At 63.2% G+C, this 15,581-nt stretch carries 13 protein-coding genes; 6 read left to right on the top strand and 7 right to left on the bottom strand.

Annotated features, from left to right (window positions below):
- Positions 1-3: 3 nt before the first annotated feature.
- The 3 genes from dnaG to dusB form a co-directional block, all read right to left on the bottom strand.
- Positions 4-1,884, bottom strand: a complete 1,881-nt coding sequence (gene dnaG, locus ACIOTL_RS11370) for a DNA primase (RefSeq protein ID WP_105657213.1) — start codon at positions 1,882-1,884, stop codon at positions 4-6.
- A 9-nt stretch (positions 1,885-1,893) separates the two neighbouring features.
- A complete protein-coding gene (locus tag ACIOTL_RS11365; protein ID WP_332498739.1) occupies positions 1,894-3,177 on the bottom strand; it encodes a deoxyguanosinetriphosphate triphosphohydrolase in 1,284 nt (427 codons plus the stop codon).
- A gap of 77 nt (positions 3,178-3,254) precedes the next feature.
- Positions 3,255-4,439, bottom strand: coding sequence for a tRNA dihydrouridine synthase DusB (gene dusB / locus ACIOTL_RS11360; RefSeq protein ID WP_105657211.1), 1,185 nt, complete (start codon positions 4,437-4,439; stop codon positions 3,255-3,257).
- 103 nt (positions 4,440-4,542) lie between these two features.
- Here dusB and ACIOTL_RS11355 point away from each other — a divergent pair, with 103 nt between their 5' ends.
- The 6 genes from ACIOTL_RS11355 to ACIOTL_RS11330 all read left to right on the top strand — a co-directional run bounded on the left by ACIOTL_RS11355 (position 4,543) and on the right by ACIOTL_RS11330 (position 10,687).
- Positions 4,543-5,007 (top strand): hypothetical protein, encoded by a 465-nt coding sequence (locus ACIOTL_RS11355; protein WP_400342720.1) that lies wholly within the window; start codon positions 4,543-4,545, stop codon positions 5,005-5,007.
- Positions 5,007-6,653: a DUF5671 domain-containing protein gene (locus ACIOTL_RS11350; protein WP_400342718.1), complete on the top strand. Its 1,647-nt coding sequence runs from the start codon at positions 5,007-5,009 to the stop codon at positions 6,651-6,653. Before ACIOTL_RS11355 ends, ACIOTL_RS11350 begins: the two co-directional genes overlap by 1 nt.
- A 135-nt stretch (positions 6,654-6,788) precedes the next feature.
- A complete protein-coding gene (locus ACIOTL_RS11345; RefSeq protein WP_400342716.1) occupies positions 6,789-7,865 on the top strand; it encodes a FecCD family ABC transporter permease in 1,077 nt (358 codons plus the stop codon).
- Complete coding sequence (locus tag ACIOTL_RS11340) at positions 7,862-8,908, top strand: iron chelate uptake ABC transporter family permease subunit (RefSeq protein ID WP_102598151.1); 1,047 nt, start codon at positions 7,862-7,864, stop codon at positions 8,906-8,908. Before ACIOTL_RS11345 ends, ACIOTL_RS11340 begins: the two co-directional genes overlap by 4 nt.
- A complete protein-coding gene (locus ACIOTL_RS11335; RefSeq protein ID WP_105657206.1) occupies positions 8,905-9,705 on the top strand; it encodes an ABC transporter ATP-binding protein in 801 nt (266 codons plus the stop codon). Before ACIOTL_RS11340 ends, ACIOTL_RS11335 begins: the two co-directional genes overlap by 4 nt.
- A gap of 13 nt (positions 9,706-9,718) precedes the next feature.
- Positions 9,719-10,687: an ABC transporter substrate-binding protein gene (locus tag ACIOTL_RS11330; protein ID WP_400342714.1), complete on the top strand. Its 969-nt coding sequence runs from the start codon at positions 9,719-9,721 to the stop codon at positions 10,685-10,687.
- 77 nt (positions 10,688-10,764) lie between these two features.
- Here ACIOTL_RS11330 and chrA read toward each other — a convergent pair whose 3' ends face one another.
- From chrA to ACIOTL_RS11310, 4 genes are all read right to left on the bottom strand, one after another.
- The gene (gene chrA / locus ACIOTL_RS11325; protein WP_400342712.1) at positions 10,765-11,970 is read right to left on the bottom strand and encodes a chromate efflux transporter; all 1,206 of its coding nucleotides are present in this window, start codon (positions 11,968-11,970) and stop codon (positions 10,765-10,767) included.
- 57 nt (positions 11,971-12,027) lie between these two features.
- On the bottom strand, positions 12,028-13,041 hold the full coding sequence (locus tag ACIOTL_RS11320) for a DMT family transporter (protein WP_400342710.1): 1,014 nt from the start codon (positions 13,039-13,041) through the stop codon (positions 12,028-12,030).
- A 79-nt stretch (positions 13,042-13,120) separates the two neighbouring features.
- The gene (locus ACIOTL_RS11315; RefSeq protein WP_105661781.1) at positions 13,121-14,050 is read right to left on the bottom strand and encodes a GNAT family N-acetyltransferase; all 930 of its coding nucleotides are present in this window, start codon (positions 14,048-14,050) and stop codon (positions 13,121-13,123) included.
- Between the two features lie 6 nt (positions 14,051-14,056).
- Positions 14,057-15,442, bottom strand: a complete 1,386-nt coding sequence (locus ACIOTL_RS11310; RefSeq protein ID WP_400342708.1) for a glycine--tRNA ligase — start codon at positions 15,440-15,442, stop codon at positions 14,057-14,059.
- Positions 15,443-15,581: the final 139 nt, after the last annotated feature.

Genomic DNA, 15,581 nt, shown 5'->3' with positions numbered 1-15,581 from the left:
ATCCTAGGTTCCGCGAAGGATCCTCCGGCGCATCTCCAGTTCCATCAGTTCCCGGTTGATCTGGGCATATTCTTCACCCTCGGGTGCCATTTCAGCACGCTGCAAGCGGCCGATCAGCTCAGCCTTGCGGTGTGTGATTTGAAGCTCAATCAAGCCGTTGATGATATCGGCGCAGTAGCGGTTCAGGCTATGTTCGTCAGATGCCGGAATGCTGGTCACTGCGAGTTCTGAAACGAAGCTGCGCAACTGCTCGGGGACTTCGTCGCGAATGACTTCAACCCAGGAGGTCGCCGAAGCGCCTGCGCTGGACGCGGCAACGACGCCATCGTGGACAGCAGAGTGCGCCGGGGCCAGGAAGCGAGCCTCGTAGAACGCCTGCCATTGCTCGTCCTTCAACCGCTGCGGCTGCTGGATCACCACTTCCAGGGCCTGTCGTTCAAGGCGCATCACCGGGTCGCGGTGATCCGGGCGTTCAAAGGCCGCCGCCGGGATTGCCTGTTCAGCCTCCCCCGGTTGCGGGTGTGGTGCCTGCAGGTCGGCGTTCTTCGGCAACCGGGCGCGTTTGATGGAGGCGCCCACCGAGCGGTTGACGTCCTCATTATTCATTCCCAGCCAGCCGGCAAGCTCACGGGCATATGCCGGACGAATGGCCGAGTCGCGGATCTGCGCAACGATCGGAGCGGTCTGGCGCAAGGCCTGGACACGTCCTTCAACGGTGTTCAGATTGAATTTCTTCAATTCGGCACGGATGGCGAATTCAAACAGCGGACGCTTGAGCTCGATGAGCTCGCGTACAGCTTCGTCTCCGCGGTGCAAACGCAAGTCGCACGGGTCAGCACCGGTTGGTTCAACACAAACGTAAGTCTGGGCAATAAATCGCTGGTCTTCTTCGAAGGCGCGCAGCGCGGCCTTCTGGCCTGCGGCGTCACCATCGAAGGTGAAGACGACTTCACCACCGGTGCCGTCATCCTGCAGCAGGCGACGGGCAATCTTGATGTGGTCCGTGCCGAAAGCGGTACCGCAGGTGGCCACCGCGGTGGTGATGCCAGCCAGATGGCAGGCCATCACGTCGGTGTAGCCTTCCACCACAACGATCTGGCGGCTCTTGGAAATCTGCTTCTTGGCCAGGTCCAGGCCATAGAGGACCTGGGATTTCTTGTAGAGCTGGGTCTCCGGGGTGTTCAGATACTTCGGGCCCTGGTCATCCTCGTAGAGCTTGCGTGCACCGAAGCCGATGGTGGCACCAGACAGGTCGCGGATCGGCCACATGACACGTCCTCGGAATCGGTCATAGATTCCGCGATTGCCCTCGGAGAACATGCCCGTCAGCTTCAGCTCATCATCAACGAAGCCCTTGGAGCGCAGGTGCTTGAGCAGCGAATCCCAGCCCTTGGGCGCATAGCCCACGGAGAATTGGGCTGTGACTTCCTGGTCAAAACCGCGACCGGCAAGGAACTCGCGGCCGGCGGCTCCTTCCTCGGTAGCCAGCTGCGCGCGGAAGAATTCCTCGGCGACCTTGTGCGCGTCGACCAGGCGCTGGCGCTTGCCGTAGTCTTCGCGGCGCGGTCCCGGTCCCCCGTCTTCATAGCGAAGCTCGTAATTGATCCGGGCAGCCAGAAGTTCCACAGTTTCGGTGAACGAGGAGTGGTCCATTTTCTGGATGAAGGCGATCACGTCGCCGGACTCGCCACAGCCAAAGCAGTGGAAGGTTCCTAGCTGCGGGCGAATATGGAAGGACGGACTGCGTTCGTCGTGAAAAGGGCACAGGCCCTTGAACGAGCCAATGCCCGCGGATTTGAGCGTGACATAGGACTCGACGACCTCACGGAGGTCGGTGCGGTTACGCACCTCGTCGATATCTTCACGCTTGATCAGCCCTGCCATGATTCCCTTCTAGAACAACTTTGCGTCAGGGGCTTCGCCCTTGACCAGATACGAGTGCCATTCGGTGGCTGAGACGTCAGTGAGCGAGGCGACCTGGTCAATCACCACACGCAGCTGGGCCGCTTCATCAGCGGCGTCTTCCCAGTCAGCTGCGAAGATCGGCTCCAGATTATCCCGGCCCGTTTCAAAGAGCAGTTCGACCAGCTCGGTCAGCAGCGTGCGCTGATCCAGGTAGAGCGGCTGGCGCACTTCCGAAGCCATCACGTAGCTGGCCGCGATGCCCTTCATCACGGCAATCTCGTGCTCGGTTTCCTCGGGCACAATCAGGTTCGCGTTATAGCGGGTGAGCTTGCCTTCCCCGAAGCGTGCCCGGGTGGCATCCATTGCGGCGGCGGCGAAGCGGCCAATGAATTGGCTGGTCATGTCCTTCAGCGCCGCCATGGAACGCCGTGAGCCGTCAAAATGCGAAACCCACTCATCGCTGATTTCCAGGCGGCGCAACGCCGCGTCGATGTCGGCCTCCCCAGTGGTCGGCAAGTACCAGTCCTTGGTCACCTGCAACGCGCGCTCGCGCTGCAGATCCTGCTTGAGCCAACGCAGCTGCAGCTTGCCGCCGACAATTGCGTCTTCCACGTCATGGACCGAGTAGGAAATGTCATCAGCCAAGTCCATGACCTGGCCTTCCATGCAGACTGCTCCGGCGGTGGCCTCCGGGACGTTGCGCAACCAGTTGAAGACGGTGGCGTCATCCTCGTAGACACCGAACTTCCTGGTTTTCTTGCCGTTGACCTCTGGCGCATCGGTTTTCAGCCACGGGTACTTGCACGCTGCATCCAGCGAGGCCCGCGAAAGATTCAACCCGGCCGAATGCCCGTTGTGCCGGAAGGTCTTGGTTTCCAAGCGAGTGAGCAAACGCAAGGTCTGGGCATTGCCCTCGAATCCGCCAATGTCCTTGGCTGCCTTGTCCAGCGCCTTCTCGCCGTTGTGGCCAAAGGGCGGATGACCCAGGTCGTGCGCCAAGCAGGCGGTGTCGACGACATCCGGATCGCAGCCAAGGGCCGCACCGAGCTCGCGGCCCACCTGGGCCACTTCCAATGAGTGGGTGAGCCGGTTGCGCACGAAGTCATTCTGGTTCGGTGCCACTACCTGGGTCTTGGCGCTCAAACGGCGCAAGGCGGAGGAATGCAGCACGCGGGCACGGTCCCGCTCAAAGGCAGTACGGTAGGACTTCTTCGCTGGTTCAGGCACCCACCGCTGCTGGTCGGCTTCGGTATATCCGGGGATCTGAGTCATAGTTCCTAGTCTAGTAACTCTTTGCCGGCATTGAGGAGTTATCCACTAGTGGCGTAGCCGTGGCTATCCCGGGGTGGCTAGCCGCCGGAGATATCCAGCTCGGCGGCCTTGATCATTTCGCGGTGGGCATCGCTCATCACGCGGTTATCCAGCCAGCCGTCGGGGACGTGCGTCTTCTTCGGGTGGCCCGCACGTCCGCGGGTGCCTTCTGCGGCAACCCCCGGGTACGGCAGGTCCAGATCCAGCTGGTCCAGCAGTTCGCGCAGCACTGCCAGGGATGGCACCTGGGCCAGCTGCGAGCGGATTTCGCCGCCTACCGGGTAGCCCTTGAAGTACCAGGCAATGTGCTTGCGGATATCGCGCATGCCCTTGCCCTCGTCCTCGAAGAATTCGGCCAGCAGTTCGCCATGGCGGTATACGGTGTCGGCGACCTTGCGCACGCCCGGGCGGAAACGGTCTTCACGGCCCTCGAAGGCCGCCTGCAGGTCGCCGAAAATCCATGGCCGGCCCTGGCAGCCACGGCCTACCATGACGCCGGCGGCACCGGTCTGCTCAACCATTTCAATGGCATCCTCGGCACTGAAAATATCGCCGTTGCCCAGCACCGGCATGTCATCCATGGCTTCGCGCAAGGTCGTGATCGCGTCCCAGTCGGAGTGCCCCGCGTAGTACTGGCCGGCGGTGCGCGCGTGCAAGGTGACTGCGGCCGCACCGTGGTCCCGGGCAATTTTCGCTGATTCCAGGTAGGTCAGGTGGTCCTTGTCGATGCCGATGCGCATCTTCACGGTCAGCGGGATATCGCCCTTGGCGGCCTCTGAGGTCGCGGCTTCGATGATGGAGGTGTAGAGATCCGACTTCCAGGGCAGGGCCGAGCCGCCGCCCTTGCGGGTGACCTTTGGAACTGGGCAGCCGAAGTTCAGGTCAACGTGGTCCGCCAGGTTTTCGTCAACCACCATGCGCACGGCAGCGCGCACGGTGCCGGGGTCCACGCCGTAGATCTGGATGGAGCGGATCTCCTCGTCGGGATCGTGGGAGATGATGCGCAAGGATTCGGGGTTGCGTTCCACCAGTGCCCGGGCGGTCACCATTTCGGTCACGTACAGCCCGCCGCCATATTCGCGGCAGAGGCGGCGGAAGGCGCGGTTGGTCACCCCAGCCATCGGAGCAAGAACCACCGGGGTATCAATGGTCAGCTTGCCCAGCTGCAATGGAGGCAGCTTGAGGGTCGGGGTGTTGGTTGGCGCATCAGTCAGGGTCGTCACCCATCCATTATCCCGCACGAACGCAAAACAGTAACTGAGATCTTCATCAAATCTTGATGCCGAGGCGCTGGATTATTGTCCTGATGTGGACCAAAATGATGCAATGACAAGTAAATTTTCGGCGACGCGGGTGGTTCTGCTGGCCCTTGCCGCCGCCATTGTGGCTTTGGTTATAGCCGCATTGCTCGTGGTTTCGCTGCGTTCGGCACCAGAGGTCCACGGGGAGAACACTCCGGAAGGGGTCGTGCAAAGATATCTGATGGCTTTCGAGGCCGAGGATTTGCCGGCCATGCAGGGCTACACCGTTGAAGGCCAATCCAGGACGCTGTGCTCTCCCGAACCCTATGCCCCGCAGCCGCTTGATGTGCGGCTGCTGCGCAGCACCGTCGGGGAGTCCAGCGCTACCGTGCGCACCAGGTTCAATACCCGCGACGCCCAATTCCTGCCCTTGGGGAATCTGTCCTCATATGAAGAGGCGTTCGAGCTGCGCAAGATCGATGGAGCCTGGCTGATTGACCGCATGCCGTGGCAGGTCGGCCTGTGCACCGCCGAGGAGATGGGTTACTGATGGCCGCAACCGCCCCGGCGTTCCACGTGCAAAGCAGCAGCGTGCTGCGTCCAGTGATCCTCCACGGCTTGCTGTTCGTGCTGTTGATGGTCTCGGCTACGGGCTTGTCTACGCTCTTTACCGCGCTCTTCCATGGTTTCGATTCCTTGCTGGTCAGCACCGAGCAGCTGGCGATGGCCTTCACCTTCACCCTGGTTGGAATCCCCTTGGCCTGGCTGTTGTGGCGTTCCATCCGCAAGCGCTTGGCCCGGCCGTCGGCCTTCGACTCAGCCATCTGGTCCTTGCAGGCCTCGGCCGCGTACCTTGCCACCCTGGCTGCCAGCAGCTGCGCCGCGCTGGCGTTCCTGGCGGGACTTGTTTCCGCAGCCCGCGACGGTGCATGGCAGTCGACGCTGGCGGTGGCCTTGGGCTGGGGCACGGTGTGCGCCTGGCAGCACCGCCAAATCACTTCATCGCGTACGGCACCGCGGCAATTCGCCCAGCTGGCGGCCACCGCGGGAAATTACTTCAGCATGGTGCTCTTCGCGCTTTCGCTGGTTGCCACGCTGACGGTCGCGTTGGAAATCCTGGTCGTGCCGGAAAACACGCTGGTGGGCCCCACCGGCATGCCGAATCTGCTGATGGCGCTGGTCTGGCTGGCAGGTTCCTCGGCCCTGTGGTTCTGGCATTGGAAACTGCGCAGAGTCCAGAAGATGTCCAATCTCCTGAACAGCGTCCTGCTGGTTGCATTGGGCCTGGCCGCACCGGCGTTGGCGTTCCTGCTGGCGATCGCCGAGCTGGTTTCCTGGGTGTGGCCGCAGGCATGGACGGCGCAGGAACGCACCGAGCTGTTCCTCGACGGCGGTCCAAGCCTGCTGGCCATCATTGTGGCGGCCGCGGTTCTCTGGATTTACCACCAGTCCCAGCTGCGTTCCAGGCTGCACCCTGCCGCCGTGGTTGGCGCAGCGCACCTGGCGCTGAGCGGTGTCAGCCTGGCCGTGCTGGCTACCGGGCTGGGCATGGTGGTCAATGCGCTCTTCGCAGCACTCGGGTCCAGCGTCTCGGTGGGCTACTCCGCGGGTTTGCTGGGCCATGGTCTCGGCTTGCTCGCCTTCGGAGCCGCCGCATGGCTTTGGTACTTCAAGCCCTGGAAGCCCTTCCCGGCAGACTCGCGCAGCGCCTATTTGGTCCTGTTCTTCGGAGCCAGTTCCGTCGTCGCGCTGGTTTCCCTGCTGGTCTTCGGGTACCGGATTTTCGAGTTCTACCTGGAACCCGATTCTCGTCTTGATTCCCTCCTGGACACCGTTCGCGGCCCGCTGGGCTGGCTGGTTGCGACCGCTGCCGTGGCCGGCTACCACTTTGCGCTGTGGCGTTCGGATAAGGATTCCAGAGCCGGTTCTTCTGGAAAATCCATTGCCTCTCAGGGGGCGATAACACATCGAGCAGTGGTAATCGTTGGCCCGGCGGCTTCCGAGCCGATGGCGGCTCAGCTCAAAGCGCGCCCGGAGCTAGCGGTGACGTGGATGGCTTCGTCCGGCCCTGCATTGGACGACCGGGCCGAGGTGTCGGTGCTGGCGCGCATCGAGGAATACCTGGCAACTCATCATGATTCCTTCATGGTTCTTGCCGAAGCTGACGGGTCGGTGCGTTGTATCAATCTCGCCTAGTCGGAACGCATTCAGCACCAATTTGTAAATAGGTGCGTCTATTGTGACTTATTTTGCCCTAACCTAAAAACATCATGGTAGTGTGACTTTTTGTGCTCGCGATTCAGTGAGTGTTCCCTAATTACGGAAAGTCGCATGACCCTCCTTGCGCCGCATCAACCCGCCAACAAGTCCGATCAAACCAAAGCCGCCCATGGATCAGCAGGATTGGCCGCCAGCAATGCTTGGAAGTCAGCGGCGTTGGCCCTCTGCCTCGGCTTGCTCGCAGTCGCCCTCTTCGCGTCTTTGGGCATTGGAGCAAAGGCGATTGCGCCGCTGGCTGCCGGGCAGGCGCTATGGGGAATTGGCACACCCGAAACACTGGTGATCATCAACGAGCTGCGCCTGCCGCGCACCGCGATTGGGCTCCTGGCAGGAATGTCCCTGGCTGTTGGCGGCGCATTGATTCAGGCACTGACCCGCAATCCGCTGGCAGATCCCGGTATCCTCGGGGTCAATGCGGGCGCCGGATTCGCCGTCGTGCTCGCAGTGGCATTCCTCGGCATCACCCACATTTCCCAGTACATCTGGTTCGCCTTCGCCGGAGCCGTGCTGGCCACCCTCGCGGTATACCTCATTGGATCGCGTGGCCGCGGTGGAGCGACACCGGCCAGGCTGACCTTGTCCGGCGTCGCACTGGGCGCCGTGCTGGGAGGAATTTCCAACGGGATGACCCTGCTCAACCCCGAGGCTTTTGACCGCATGCGCTATTGGGGCGCGGGAACCTTGAACAACCGCACCCTGCCCATGGTGGGCGTCATCGCCCCTTTCGTTATCCTGGGGCTGGTCTTGGCGGTGCTGTGCACCCGCTCGCTGAACACATTGGCCTTGGGCGATGAGGCCAGCCTCGCGCTGGGTACCAATATCGGCCTGACCCGCGCAGTGGTGATCGTGGCGGTCACCCTGCTCTGCGGCGCAGCGACCGCCGCCGCCGGCCCGATCGGCTTCGTGGGCTTGATGATCCCGCATATCAGCCGTTGGATCGTCGGACCGGATCAGCGATGGATCCTGTGTTTCTCGATGATCCTCGGCCCGGTGCTGTTGCTCGTTTCCGATGTGCTCGGCCGCATCGTTGTCCCGCCCGGCGAAATGCAGGTGGGGGTCGTCACGGCCTTGCTTGGCGCTCCGGTGCTGATTTGGCTGGTTCGGCGCAAGCAGGCTAGCGGACTATGAGTGCTGTGGATTTTGGCCCGGGCCACCGGGTACTGCGCATTGGACGCATCTGGTTGCGCGTGCAACCACGTCAGCTGCTTCTCGCCGCACTCCTCTCGGTGTTGGCGGCCGCCCTGGGCCTCTACGCGTTGGCCACTGGCGACTACACGCTGGGCTTGGGCGAAGTGCTCAATACCCTGGCTGGAGCCGGGGAGGCCAGCAGCCAGCGGGTGGTGCTGCAATGGCGGCTGCCCCGCGTTCTGATGGCACTGCTATTGGGCGCAGCGCTAGGCGCCAGCGGGGCAATTTTCCAATCCATGACCCGCAATCCCCTGGGTTCTCCAGACATTATCGGATTCAATACCGGTGCCTATACCGGTGCGCTGGCCGTCATGCTGGTCTTCGGCGGCGGGTATTTCCAGGTGGCACTCGGTGCATTGGCTGGTGGCTTGGCCACCGCGGCCGTGGTGTATGCCTTGTCCTTTAAGAACGGCTCTGAGGGATTCCGGCTGATCATCGTCGGGATCGCGGTCAGCGCGATCCTCGCTTCGGCCAACACCTGGCTGATCTTGCGCAGCGAGCTGGAGGACGCCATGTCCGCGGCCATCTGGGGTGCCGGCTCGCTGAATGCCATCGGCTGGGACCAGGCCATACCGGCCGCAGCGGTCGCGTTGCCTCTCGCGCTGGGCGCCATGGCCTGCACGCGCAGGATGCGCCTGCTGGAATTGGGCGATGACGCTGCTGTGGCGCTGGGCATCAACACCGAATCCAGCAAGCTGTCCTTGCTGGTGATCGGGGTGGCGTTGACTGCCCTGGCCACCGCGGCGGCAGGCCCCATCGCCTTCATCTCGCTAGCTGCTCCGCAAATCGCGCGCCGGATCATGGGCAGCGCAGGCGTGTCGTTGGCTTACTCGGCATTGCTCGGCGCCGTGTTGCTGCTGGCCAGCGATGTGCTGGCCCAGCGCGTTTTGGAGAACACTTCCCTGCCGGTTGGCGTAGTCACCGTCAGCATCGGCGGGGTCTACCTGATCTGGCTACTACTTCGTGAGGCACGACGCCAATGAGCATGACCCATCCGCAGCTATCCGCCGACCGGCTCACCTTGGGCTACGGGCCATCGGCCATCTCCGAAAACCTCTCGCTATCCATCCCCCCGGGCTCGTTTACGGTCGTCATTGGACCCAACGCCTGCGGCAAATCGACCTTGCTGCGCGCCCTGTCCAGGGTGCTGAAGCCTTCCTCCGGCCAGGTCATCCTGGATGGCAAACCGATCCTGTCCCTGCCAGCCAAGCAGGTGGCCCAGCGGCTGGGGCTGCTGCCGCAGTCCTCCATCGCCCCGGATGGCATCACCGTTGCGGATCTGATCGCCCGCGGCCGCAGCCCGCACCAAGGCTTGTTCTCCCAATGGTCTGCCGCGGACGAGCAAGCAGTGCTCAGCGCCATGCACGCCACAGGCACCACCGGGCTCTCCCGGCGGCTGGTCGACGAACTATCCGGCGGGCAACGCCAACGCGTCTGGATCGCCATGGTACTGGCCCAGCAGACTCCTTTGCTGCTGCTCGATGAACCGACCACCTTCTTGGACATCTCCCACCAGATCGAAATCATGGAACTGTGCCGCAGGCTCAACGAGCAACAGGGCAACACGGTGGTTGCGGTGCTCCATGACTTGAACCAAGCGTGCCGCTACGCCACGCACCTGATCGCGATGAAATCCGGTGAGATCGTCGCCGCAGGACCTCCCTCGCAGATTGTCACCGAGGAACTGATCCGCGAGGTTTTCGCCTTGCCCTGCACCATCATCCAGGATCCCGTCTCGCACACACCACTCGTGATCCCGCTGGGCCACGAGGCCATCTAAGAAGGAAAAGAACATGCAACCAATGACCCGACGCGTCTTTTTCGGCGCAGCTTCGCTGGCCGCAGCCCTGGCCCTGGCCGCCTGCAGCCCGAGCACCCAGGCCGCTTCCCCTTCAAGCGGCGAAGCCAGCGCAGCGTGGAGCTTCACCGATTCCGGCTATGGAAAAACCATCTCCATGGATGCTGCACCGCAAACGCTGGTCACCGATTCCTATTCGGCTGCGGCACTCTGGGACTACGGCATCCGCCCCTCGGGCGTCTTCGGATACGGTTTGGACGAGTCGGGCAGCCTGGCCCTTAGCAGTGCGGATCCAGCAGAGATGACCATCATTGGCCAGGACGGAGAGTTCAGCCTGGAGAAGTTGCTTGGCCTCGACCCGGATCTGATCGTGGGCTTCGGCAATGCCGAAGGCACGGGCTGGACCTGGTGGGATGACAAGGTCCAGGCAGAGGCCACTGCCACGGCTCCATTCCTGGGCATCAAATTTGGCAACCGGCCTGTTCTGGAGGTCATCGAGGACTATGAATCATTGGCCAAGTCATTGGGTGGGGATATTGCGTCGCAGTCCGCCGCCAAGGCCGACTACCAAGCCAAACTTGAACAGTTGCGTGCCTTGGCCAAGGACCAGCCGTTGCGGATCATCGCGCTCAATGGGTATGACGACCTGTACGTCGGCCAGAAATCACTGGGCCAGCTGGCCCTGCTGGATGAACTCGGATTCGATATTGTCGGCCAGACCGAGGACAGCGGCTGGGCTTCAATGAGCTGGGAGAAGGTTGCCGATTACCCTGCCGATGTGGTGCTGAGCTATTCGGGCACCGCGCAGCAGGTCAAGGACCATCCCGTCTTCGCGTCTTTGCCAGCGGTAGAGGCCAGCCAGGTGGTCGAATGGGATGATAAGCGTCCGTTCACCTACAGCAGCTATGCGCAATGGTTCGACGAGCTGATCGCAGTGCTCAACACAGCCAAGAGCCTGAACTAGGGGCACTGCGCCGAGGTCCGGTACCCCGCGCCACGAGGCGCACCGGGGCGCCGGCCCCAGCAGCTCACCGACCCTGCCTAAGCCAGCACGCCCAGCAGCACTCCCCCGAGCGCACCGATGGCCACGACAATCCATGGGGCCATCTTCCAGGCGGTCAGCAAAACAAAGCAGAGCAAGGCCAGGACGAAAGCGGGAGCGGAAGTAATCGCCGAGGTGAAGACCGGGTTGTACAGTGCGGCGGCGAGCACTCCGACCACTGCCGCGTTGGCGCCATGCATGATGGCCCTGGCGGTAGGCCAGTGGCTCACCCGGTTCCAGAACGGCAGCACGCCGAGCAGCAGCAGGAAGCCCGGAAGGAAAATGGCAAGCAAGGCGATGAGCGCTCCGGCAGCGCCGCCGGGACCCGAGTCGACGAGGACGCCAAGGTACGCGGCGAAGGTGAAGAGCGGTCCGGGCATGGCCTGGGCCGCGCCATAGCCGGCGAGGAATTCTTGGGAACTGATCAGCCCGGGATCCACGACTGCGCTTTGGAGCAGCGGCAAAACCACGTGCCCGCCGCCAAAGACCAGGGCGCCGGAGCGGTAGAACGCATCGATGAAGCCCAGCAGATCCCAGCCGGTGGCAAGGGCTGCCACCGGCAACCCGAAAAGCAGGATGGCGAACAGCGACAGGCAGCTGATGCCCACGGTCCTTGATACCGGAAACTGCATAGCCGCCGCTGCTCCGGCATCCTTGCCGCGGCACCAGAAATATCCTGCCAATGCGCCGAAGGCAATGGCCAGGACCTGCCCGAAGCTTCCGGCCAAAAGCAGCGCCGATCCGGCAGCGACAACCGCAATGGCGGCACGGGCACGATCCGGAGCCAGGTTCCTTGCCATGCCCAGTACCGCGTGGGCGATGATGGCGACCGCAACGATTTTCAGGCCGGCCAGCAGCCCGGTACCGATGGGACCGCTGAACAGCGAAGCGCCGAAGGCGAAGACCGCCATCACCACCGCAGAGGGCAGGGTGAACGCCAGGAATGCCGCCAGGGCACCGCGCATTCCGGCCCGGTGCAAGCCCAAGCCGAAACCGACCTGGCTGGATGCCGGGCCGGGCAGGAACTGGCTCAATGCGACCAGTTGGGCGTACTGCTGGTCATCGAGCCAGCGGCGGCGATCAACCAGTTCGGTGCGGAAGTATCCCAAGTGGGCGATTGGACCGCCGAAAGAGGTCAAGCCGAGCTTCAGGAAGACCTTGAAGACTTCCCTGGCCGAGCCCTGTGCCATGCGCTGTGATTCCATGGATTCCAGCATAAGTCGTGGAGGAAAACGGAAGGTAAACAGCGATAGCGCGCCACGCTAATTGCGTGATGCCACCGGGATTCGGGGGCTGGTGCGCTTCGCGTTCCGCGCTCCGGAGATCGAGGCCAGGCCAACAGCGAGCAGTGTCAGCAAGGTACCCATGACAGTTGCGGCGGTGACGGACGAACCGGGAGCCGGGAAGAAAACGTCCAGGAGCAGCGAGCCCACTAGCTGGCCGCCAACGGCCGCGAGGCTGGTGACCAGCACTCCGAGCCGCTTGACCACCAGGGCGGTGATGCCGACGAACAGGCAACCGAGCAGTCCGCCGATGTAGTACCACCAGGTGCCTGGCAGCGGGTCCAGGCCGATGCCGGCAGGCAACCGCACCAGCATCACCATCGCCAGGACCACGAACCCGACGGCAAAGTTCACCAGGGTCGCCGCCGTGGCGCCGCCATAAGCCGCCGCTTGCGCGCCGTTGGCAGCTGCCTGGAAGCCCATGAGCATGCCGACGACTGCCGAAAGCGCCATCGGCAGGAGCAACGCGGCAAGATCGGCGTCGGCTCCGCGCGGACTGACCGCCCAAACCACGCCGATAATGGTCAGCACCACGCCGAGGATGCGCAAGGCATTGATCTTGCGCGGCGCGGCCCCGCCAAAGCCCACCCGGTCCATGAACATGGAACCGATTGCCTGGCCGGTCACCAGGCAGACGGTGAACAGCGCCACCCCAATGAGCGGCACCGCTGCGGCCTGGCTGAAGACAATCAGGGCACCTACCGCGCCGGCCACCAGGTACCAGCGCGGGAAACGGCCTTGGGCCAAGGCGCGCGGCACTTGCGCCACCGAGCCGCGCACCGCGGGAACAAAGATGGCCAGCAGTACCAATGCCGCCAAACCGACACCGAAGCTGATGGTTGATGCCGCGATGGCGTCCCCCAGCTTCGCGCCCAGCGCCCCGTTGATGCGAGACTGCACGCACAGCAGCAGGCCCGAAGCGATGGCAAGCAGGATGAACAGGATCTTTCCGCCGGAGCGGACCTGCGCGGTCATGGTGGTGCTGGTGGTCAACGGAGTTCTTTCACGAAGTGGAGGCTGGTGCAGAATGGCAAAAACGGGACCCGCCAGGCGGGTCCCGTTCTTGCTGGCATTACTTCGCCGCGTCGCTGGCGAGGATATGCGTCGTGGATATGACGGTGGCCTGGTCAACCACGGCCAACGCATCAATCAGCGAGGAGAGGATGAACATCGACGAGTCGACTTCCAGCTTCACCGGGTACTGGTGGATCAGCATGGCGACCATGTCGCGCACCGCTTCTGCCACTTCGTCATCGCTGAAGGCCGGGTTGTGGCCTACCAGCACGTCGGTCGGGGCGTTCTCGCGGGCGGGCACGTAGCTGACCGCGAAAGCCAGCGGAACGCCGCCCTCGCGCTTCGGCTTGTCGCGCAGCACCAGGGCGCCCTGCGCGCCGGTGTGCTCGTCGAGCAGCATGCGCTGCGCCGAGCCCACGGTCATCTTGGCTGGATCCCAATCGGTGTGCACCGCGTTGTAGAAATCCATCACCAGCTGGGTCAGCTCGACACTGCCGGTGGACAGGTCCTCGATCACCCGGTCATTGGTGTCGAAAACCGGTTCAGCCAGAGCCCCCGGCTCCAGGATGACATCGCGCGAGACCTGGATTTCGCCCAGGCCCAGCGACTGGCAGAAGCCAGCCGCCGCGGCAGCAGGATCGCCCGCGGTCACCGTGTAGCGGGCCTTGAGCTCCTGCGCCTGGCCGGCCGGGATCTGCTTGCGCAGTTGTTCCACCAGGGCGGTGCCCACGCCGGACCGGCGCTGCTCGGCGGCTACCTCGACATAGAGCCACAGGCGCTGCGGATGCAGCGAGGAAGCGAACACCACCCCGGCGCCGATAGCCACCTGGTCAACGGTGGCTACCAGCGTGCGGGAGAACGGTGCATCGCTGTTTTCGCGCAGCATGGTGCGGTCCTGGTGGGCCTGCGGGGAACGCGGGTCGCCGAAGATCTGCAGCAGCTGGAGGTCGTCCCCGGAGCGCCACAGGCGGAATTCCAGTTCGTTCATCGGGCTCTAGGCTCCGTTCAGGCGCTCGGAAAGGTAAGCGGTGACCTGGTCCAGGGAAACACGTTCCTGGGACATGGTGTCGCGTTCGCGGATGGTCACGGCCTGGTCCTCGAGGGTGTCGAAGTCCACGGTGATGCAGAACGGGGTGCCGATCTCATCCTGGCGGCGGTAGCGGCGGCCAATGGCACCGGCGTCATCGAAGTCGATGTTCCAGCGCTTGCGCAGCTCGGCAGCCAGGTCCTTGGCCTTCGGGGAAAGGTTCTCATTGCGGCTCAGCGGCAGCACCGCGGCCTTGACCGGAGCCAGGCGCGGATCGAGCTTGAGCACGGTGCGCTTGTCCACGCCGCCCTTGGTGTTCGGTGCTTCGTCCTCGGTGTAGGCATCGACCAGGAAAGCCATCATGGAACGGGTCAGGCCGAAGGAAGGCTCGATCACGTAGGGGGTGTAGCGCTCACCGGTGGCCTGGTTGAAGTAGGACAGCTCGGAGCCCGAAGCCTTCGCATGGCTGGACAGGTCGTAGTCGGTGCGGTTGGCAACGCCCATGAGCTCGCCCCACTCCGAGCCCTGGAAGCCGAAGCGGTACTCGAAGTCGATGGTGCCGGCCGAGTAGTGCGCGCGCTCGTCTTCTGGCACGTCGAACTGGCGCAGGTTCTCTTCCTTGACGCCCAGATCCAGGAACCATGCCCAGCAATCCTTGACCCACTGGTCGAAGAAGGCGGGGGCATCTTCTGGAGCGGTGAAGAACTCGATTTCCATCTGCTCGAACTCGCGGGTGCGGAAGATGAAGTTGCCCGGGGTGATTTCGTTGCGGAAAGCCTTGCCGATCTGGCCGATGCCGAATGGCGGCTTCTTGCGCGAGGCGGTGAGCACGTTGGCGAAGTTCACGAAGATGCCCTGGGCGGTCTCCGGACGCATGTAGGCCAGGCCGGCTTCGGTATCCACTGGGCCCAGGAAGGTCTTCATCAGGCCGGAGAACATCTGCGGCTCGGTGAACTGGCCCTTGGTGCCGCAGTCAGGGCAGGCGATCTCGCTCATCCCGTCCTTGGCTGCACGGCCCTTCTTGGCCTCGAAAGCCTCGATCAGGTGGTCCTGGCGGTGGCGCTTGTGGCACTGGATGCATTCGACCAGCGGGTCGGTGAAGGTGGCCACGTGGCCCGACGCTTCCCAGACAGCCTTGGGCAAGATGATCGACGAGTCCAGGCCAACCATGTCCTCGCGGCCGCGAACGAAGTTCTGCCACCACTCGCGCTTGATGTTTTCCTTCAGTTCGGTGCCCAGGGGACCGTAATCCCATGCCGAACGGGAACCACCGTAGATTTCACCAGCCTGGAAAACGAATCCTCGACGCTTTGCGAGGGAAATAACCTGGTCTAGCTTGGACTGTGGCGCCATATCAACTCCAATGGGAATTACGAGGCCGCTGGTTGCGGTCCGTAGAAAAATACATACCTTCCAAGGGTATCGTTTCCGCGGCCTGCAGACGAAGCCGAATCAGGTAACGCCGACGTGAACTTCCACGCCTTTGGCCGAT

It is taken from the genome of Glutamicibacter sp. NPDC087673 (assembly GCF_044743255.1).
Taxonomy (GTDB): domain Bacteria; phylum Actinomycetota; class Actinomycetes; order Actinomycetales; family Micrococcaceae; genus Glutamicibacter.
Note: the sequence above shows the minus strand (reverse complement) of the source record. Positions and strands in the feature narration are given on the sequence as shown.

Bases quoted from the DNA above. Each gene is read 5' to 3' on its own strand.
- ACIOTL_RS11350 (WP_400342718.1), top strand. From the start codon at position 5,007: ATGGCCGCAACCGCCCCGGCGTTCCACGTGCAAAGCAGCAGCGTGCTG.
- ACIOTL_RS11340 (WP_102598151.1), top strand. From the start codon at position 7,862: ATGAGTGCTGTGGATTTTGGCCCGGGCCACCGGGTACTGCGCATTGGA.
- ACIOTL_RS11355 (WP_400342720.1), top strand. From the start codon at position 4,543: ATGACAAGTAAATTTTCGGCGACGCGGGTGGTTCTGCTGGCCCTTGCC.
- ACIOTL_RS11330 (WP_400342714.1), top strand. From the start codon at position 9,719: ATGCAACCAATGACCCGACGCGTCTTTTTCGGCGCAGCTTCGCTGGCC.
- ACIOTL_RS11365 (WP_332498739.1), bottom strand. From the start codon at position 3,177: ATGACTCAGATCCCCGGATATACCGAAGCCGACCAGCAGCGGTGGGTG.
- chrA (WP_400342712.1), bottom strand. From the start codon at position 11,970: ATGGAATCACAGCGCATGGCACAGGGCTCGGCCAGGGAAGTCTTCAAG.
- dnaG (WP_105657213.1), bottom strand. From the start codon at position 1,884: ATGGCAGGGCTGATCAAGCGTGAAGATATCGACGAGGTGCGTAACCGC.
- ACIOTL_RS11315 (WP_105661781.1), bottom strand. From the start codon at position 14,050: ATGAACGAACTGGAATTCCGCCTGTGGCGCTCCGGGGACGACCTCCAG.
- ACIOTL_RS11335 (WP_105657206.1), top strand. From the start codon at position 8,905: ATGAGCATGACCCATCCGCAGCTATCCGCCGACCGGCTCACCTTGGGC.
- ACIOTL_RS11310 (WP_400342708.1), bottom strand. From the start codon at position 15,442: ATGGCGCCACAGTCCAAGCTAGACCAGGTTATTTCCCTCGCAAAGCGT.
- ACIOTL_RS11345 (WP_400342716.1), top strand. From the start codon at position 6,789: ATGACCCTCCTTGCGCCGCATCAACCCGCCAACAAGTCCGATCAAACC.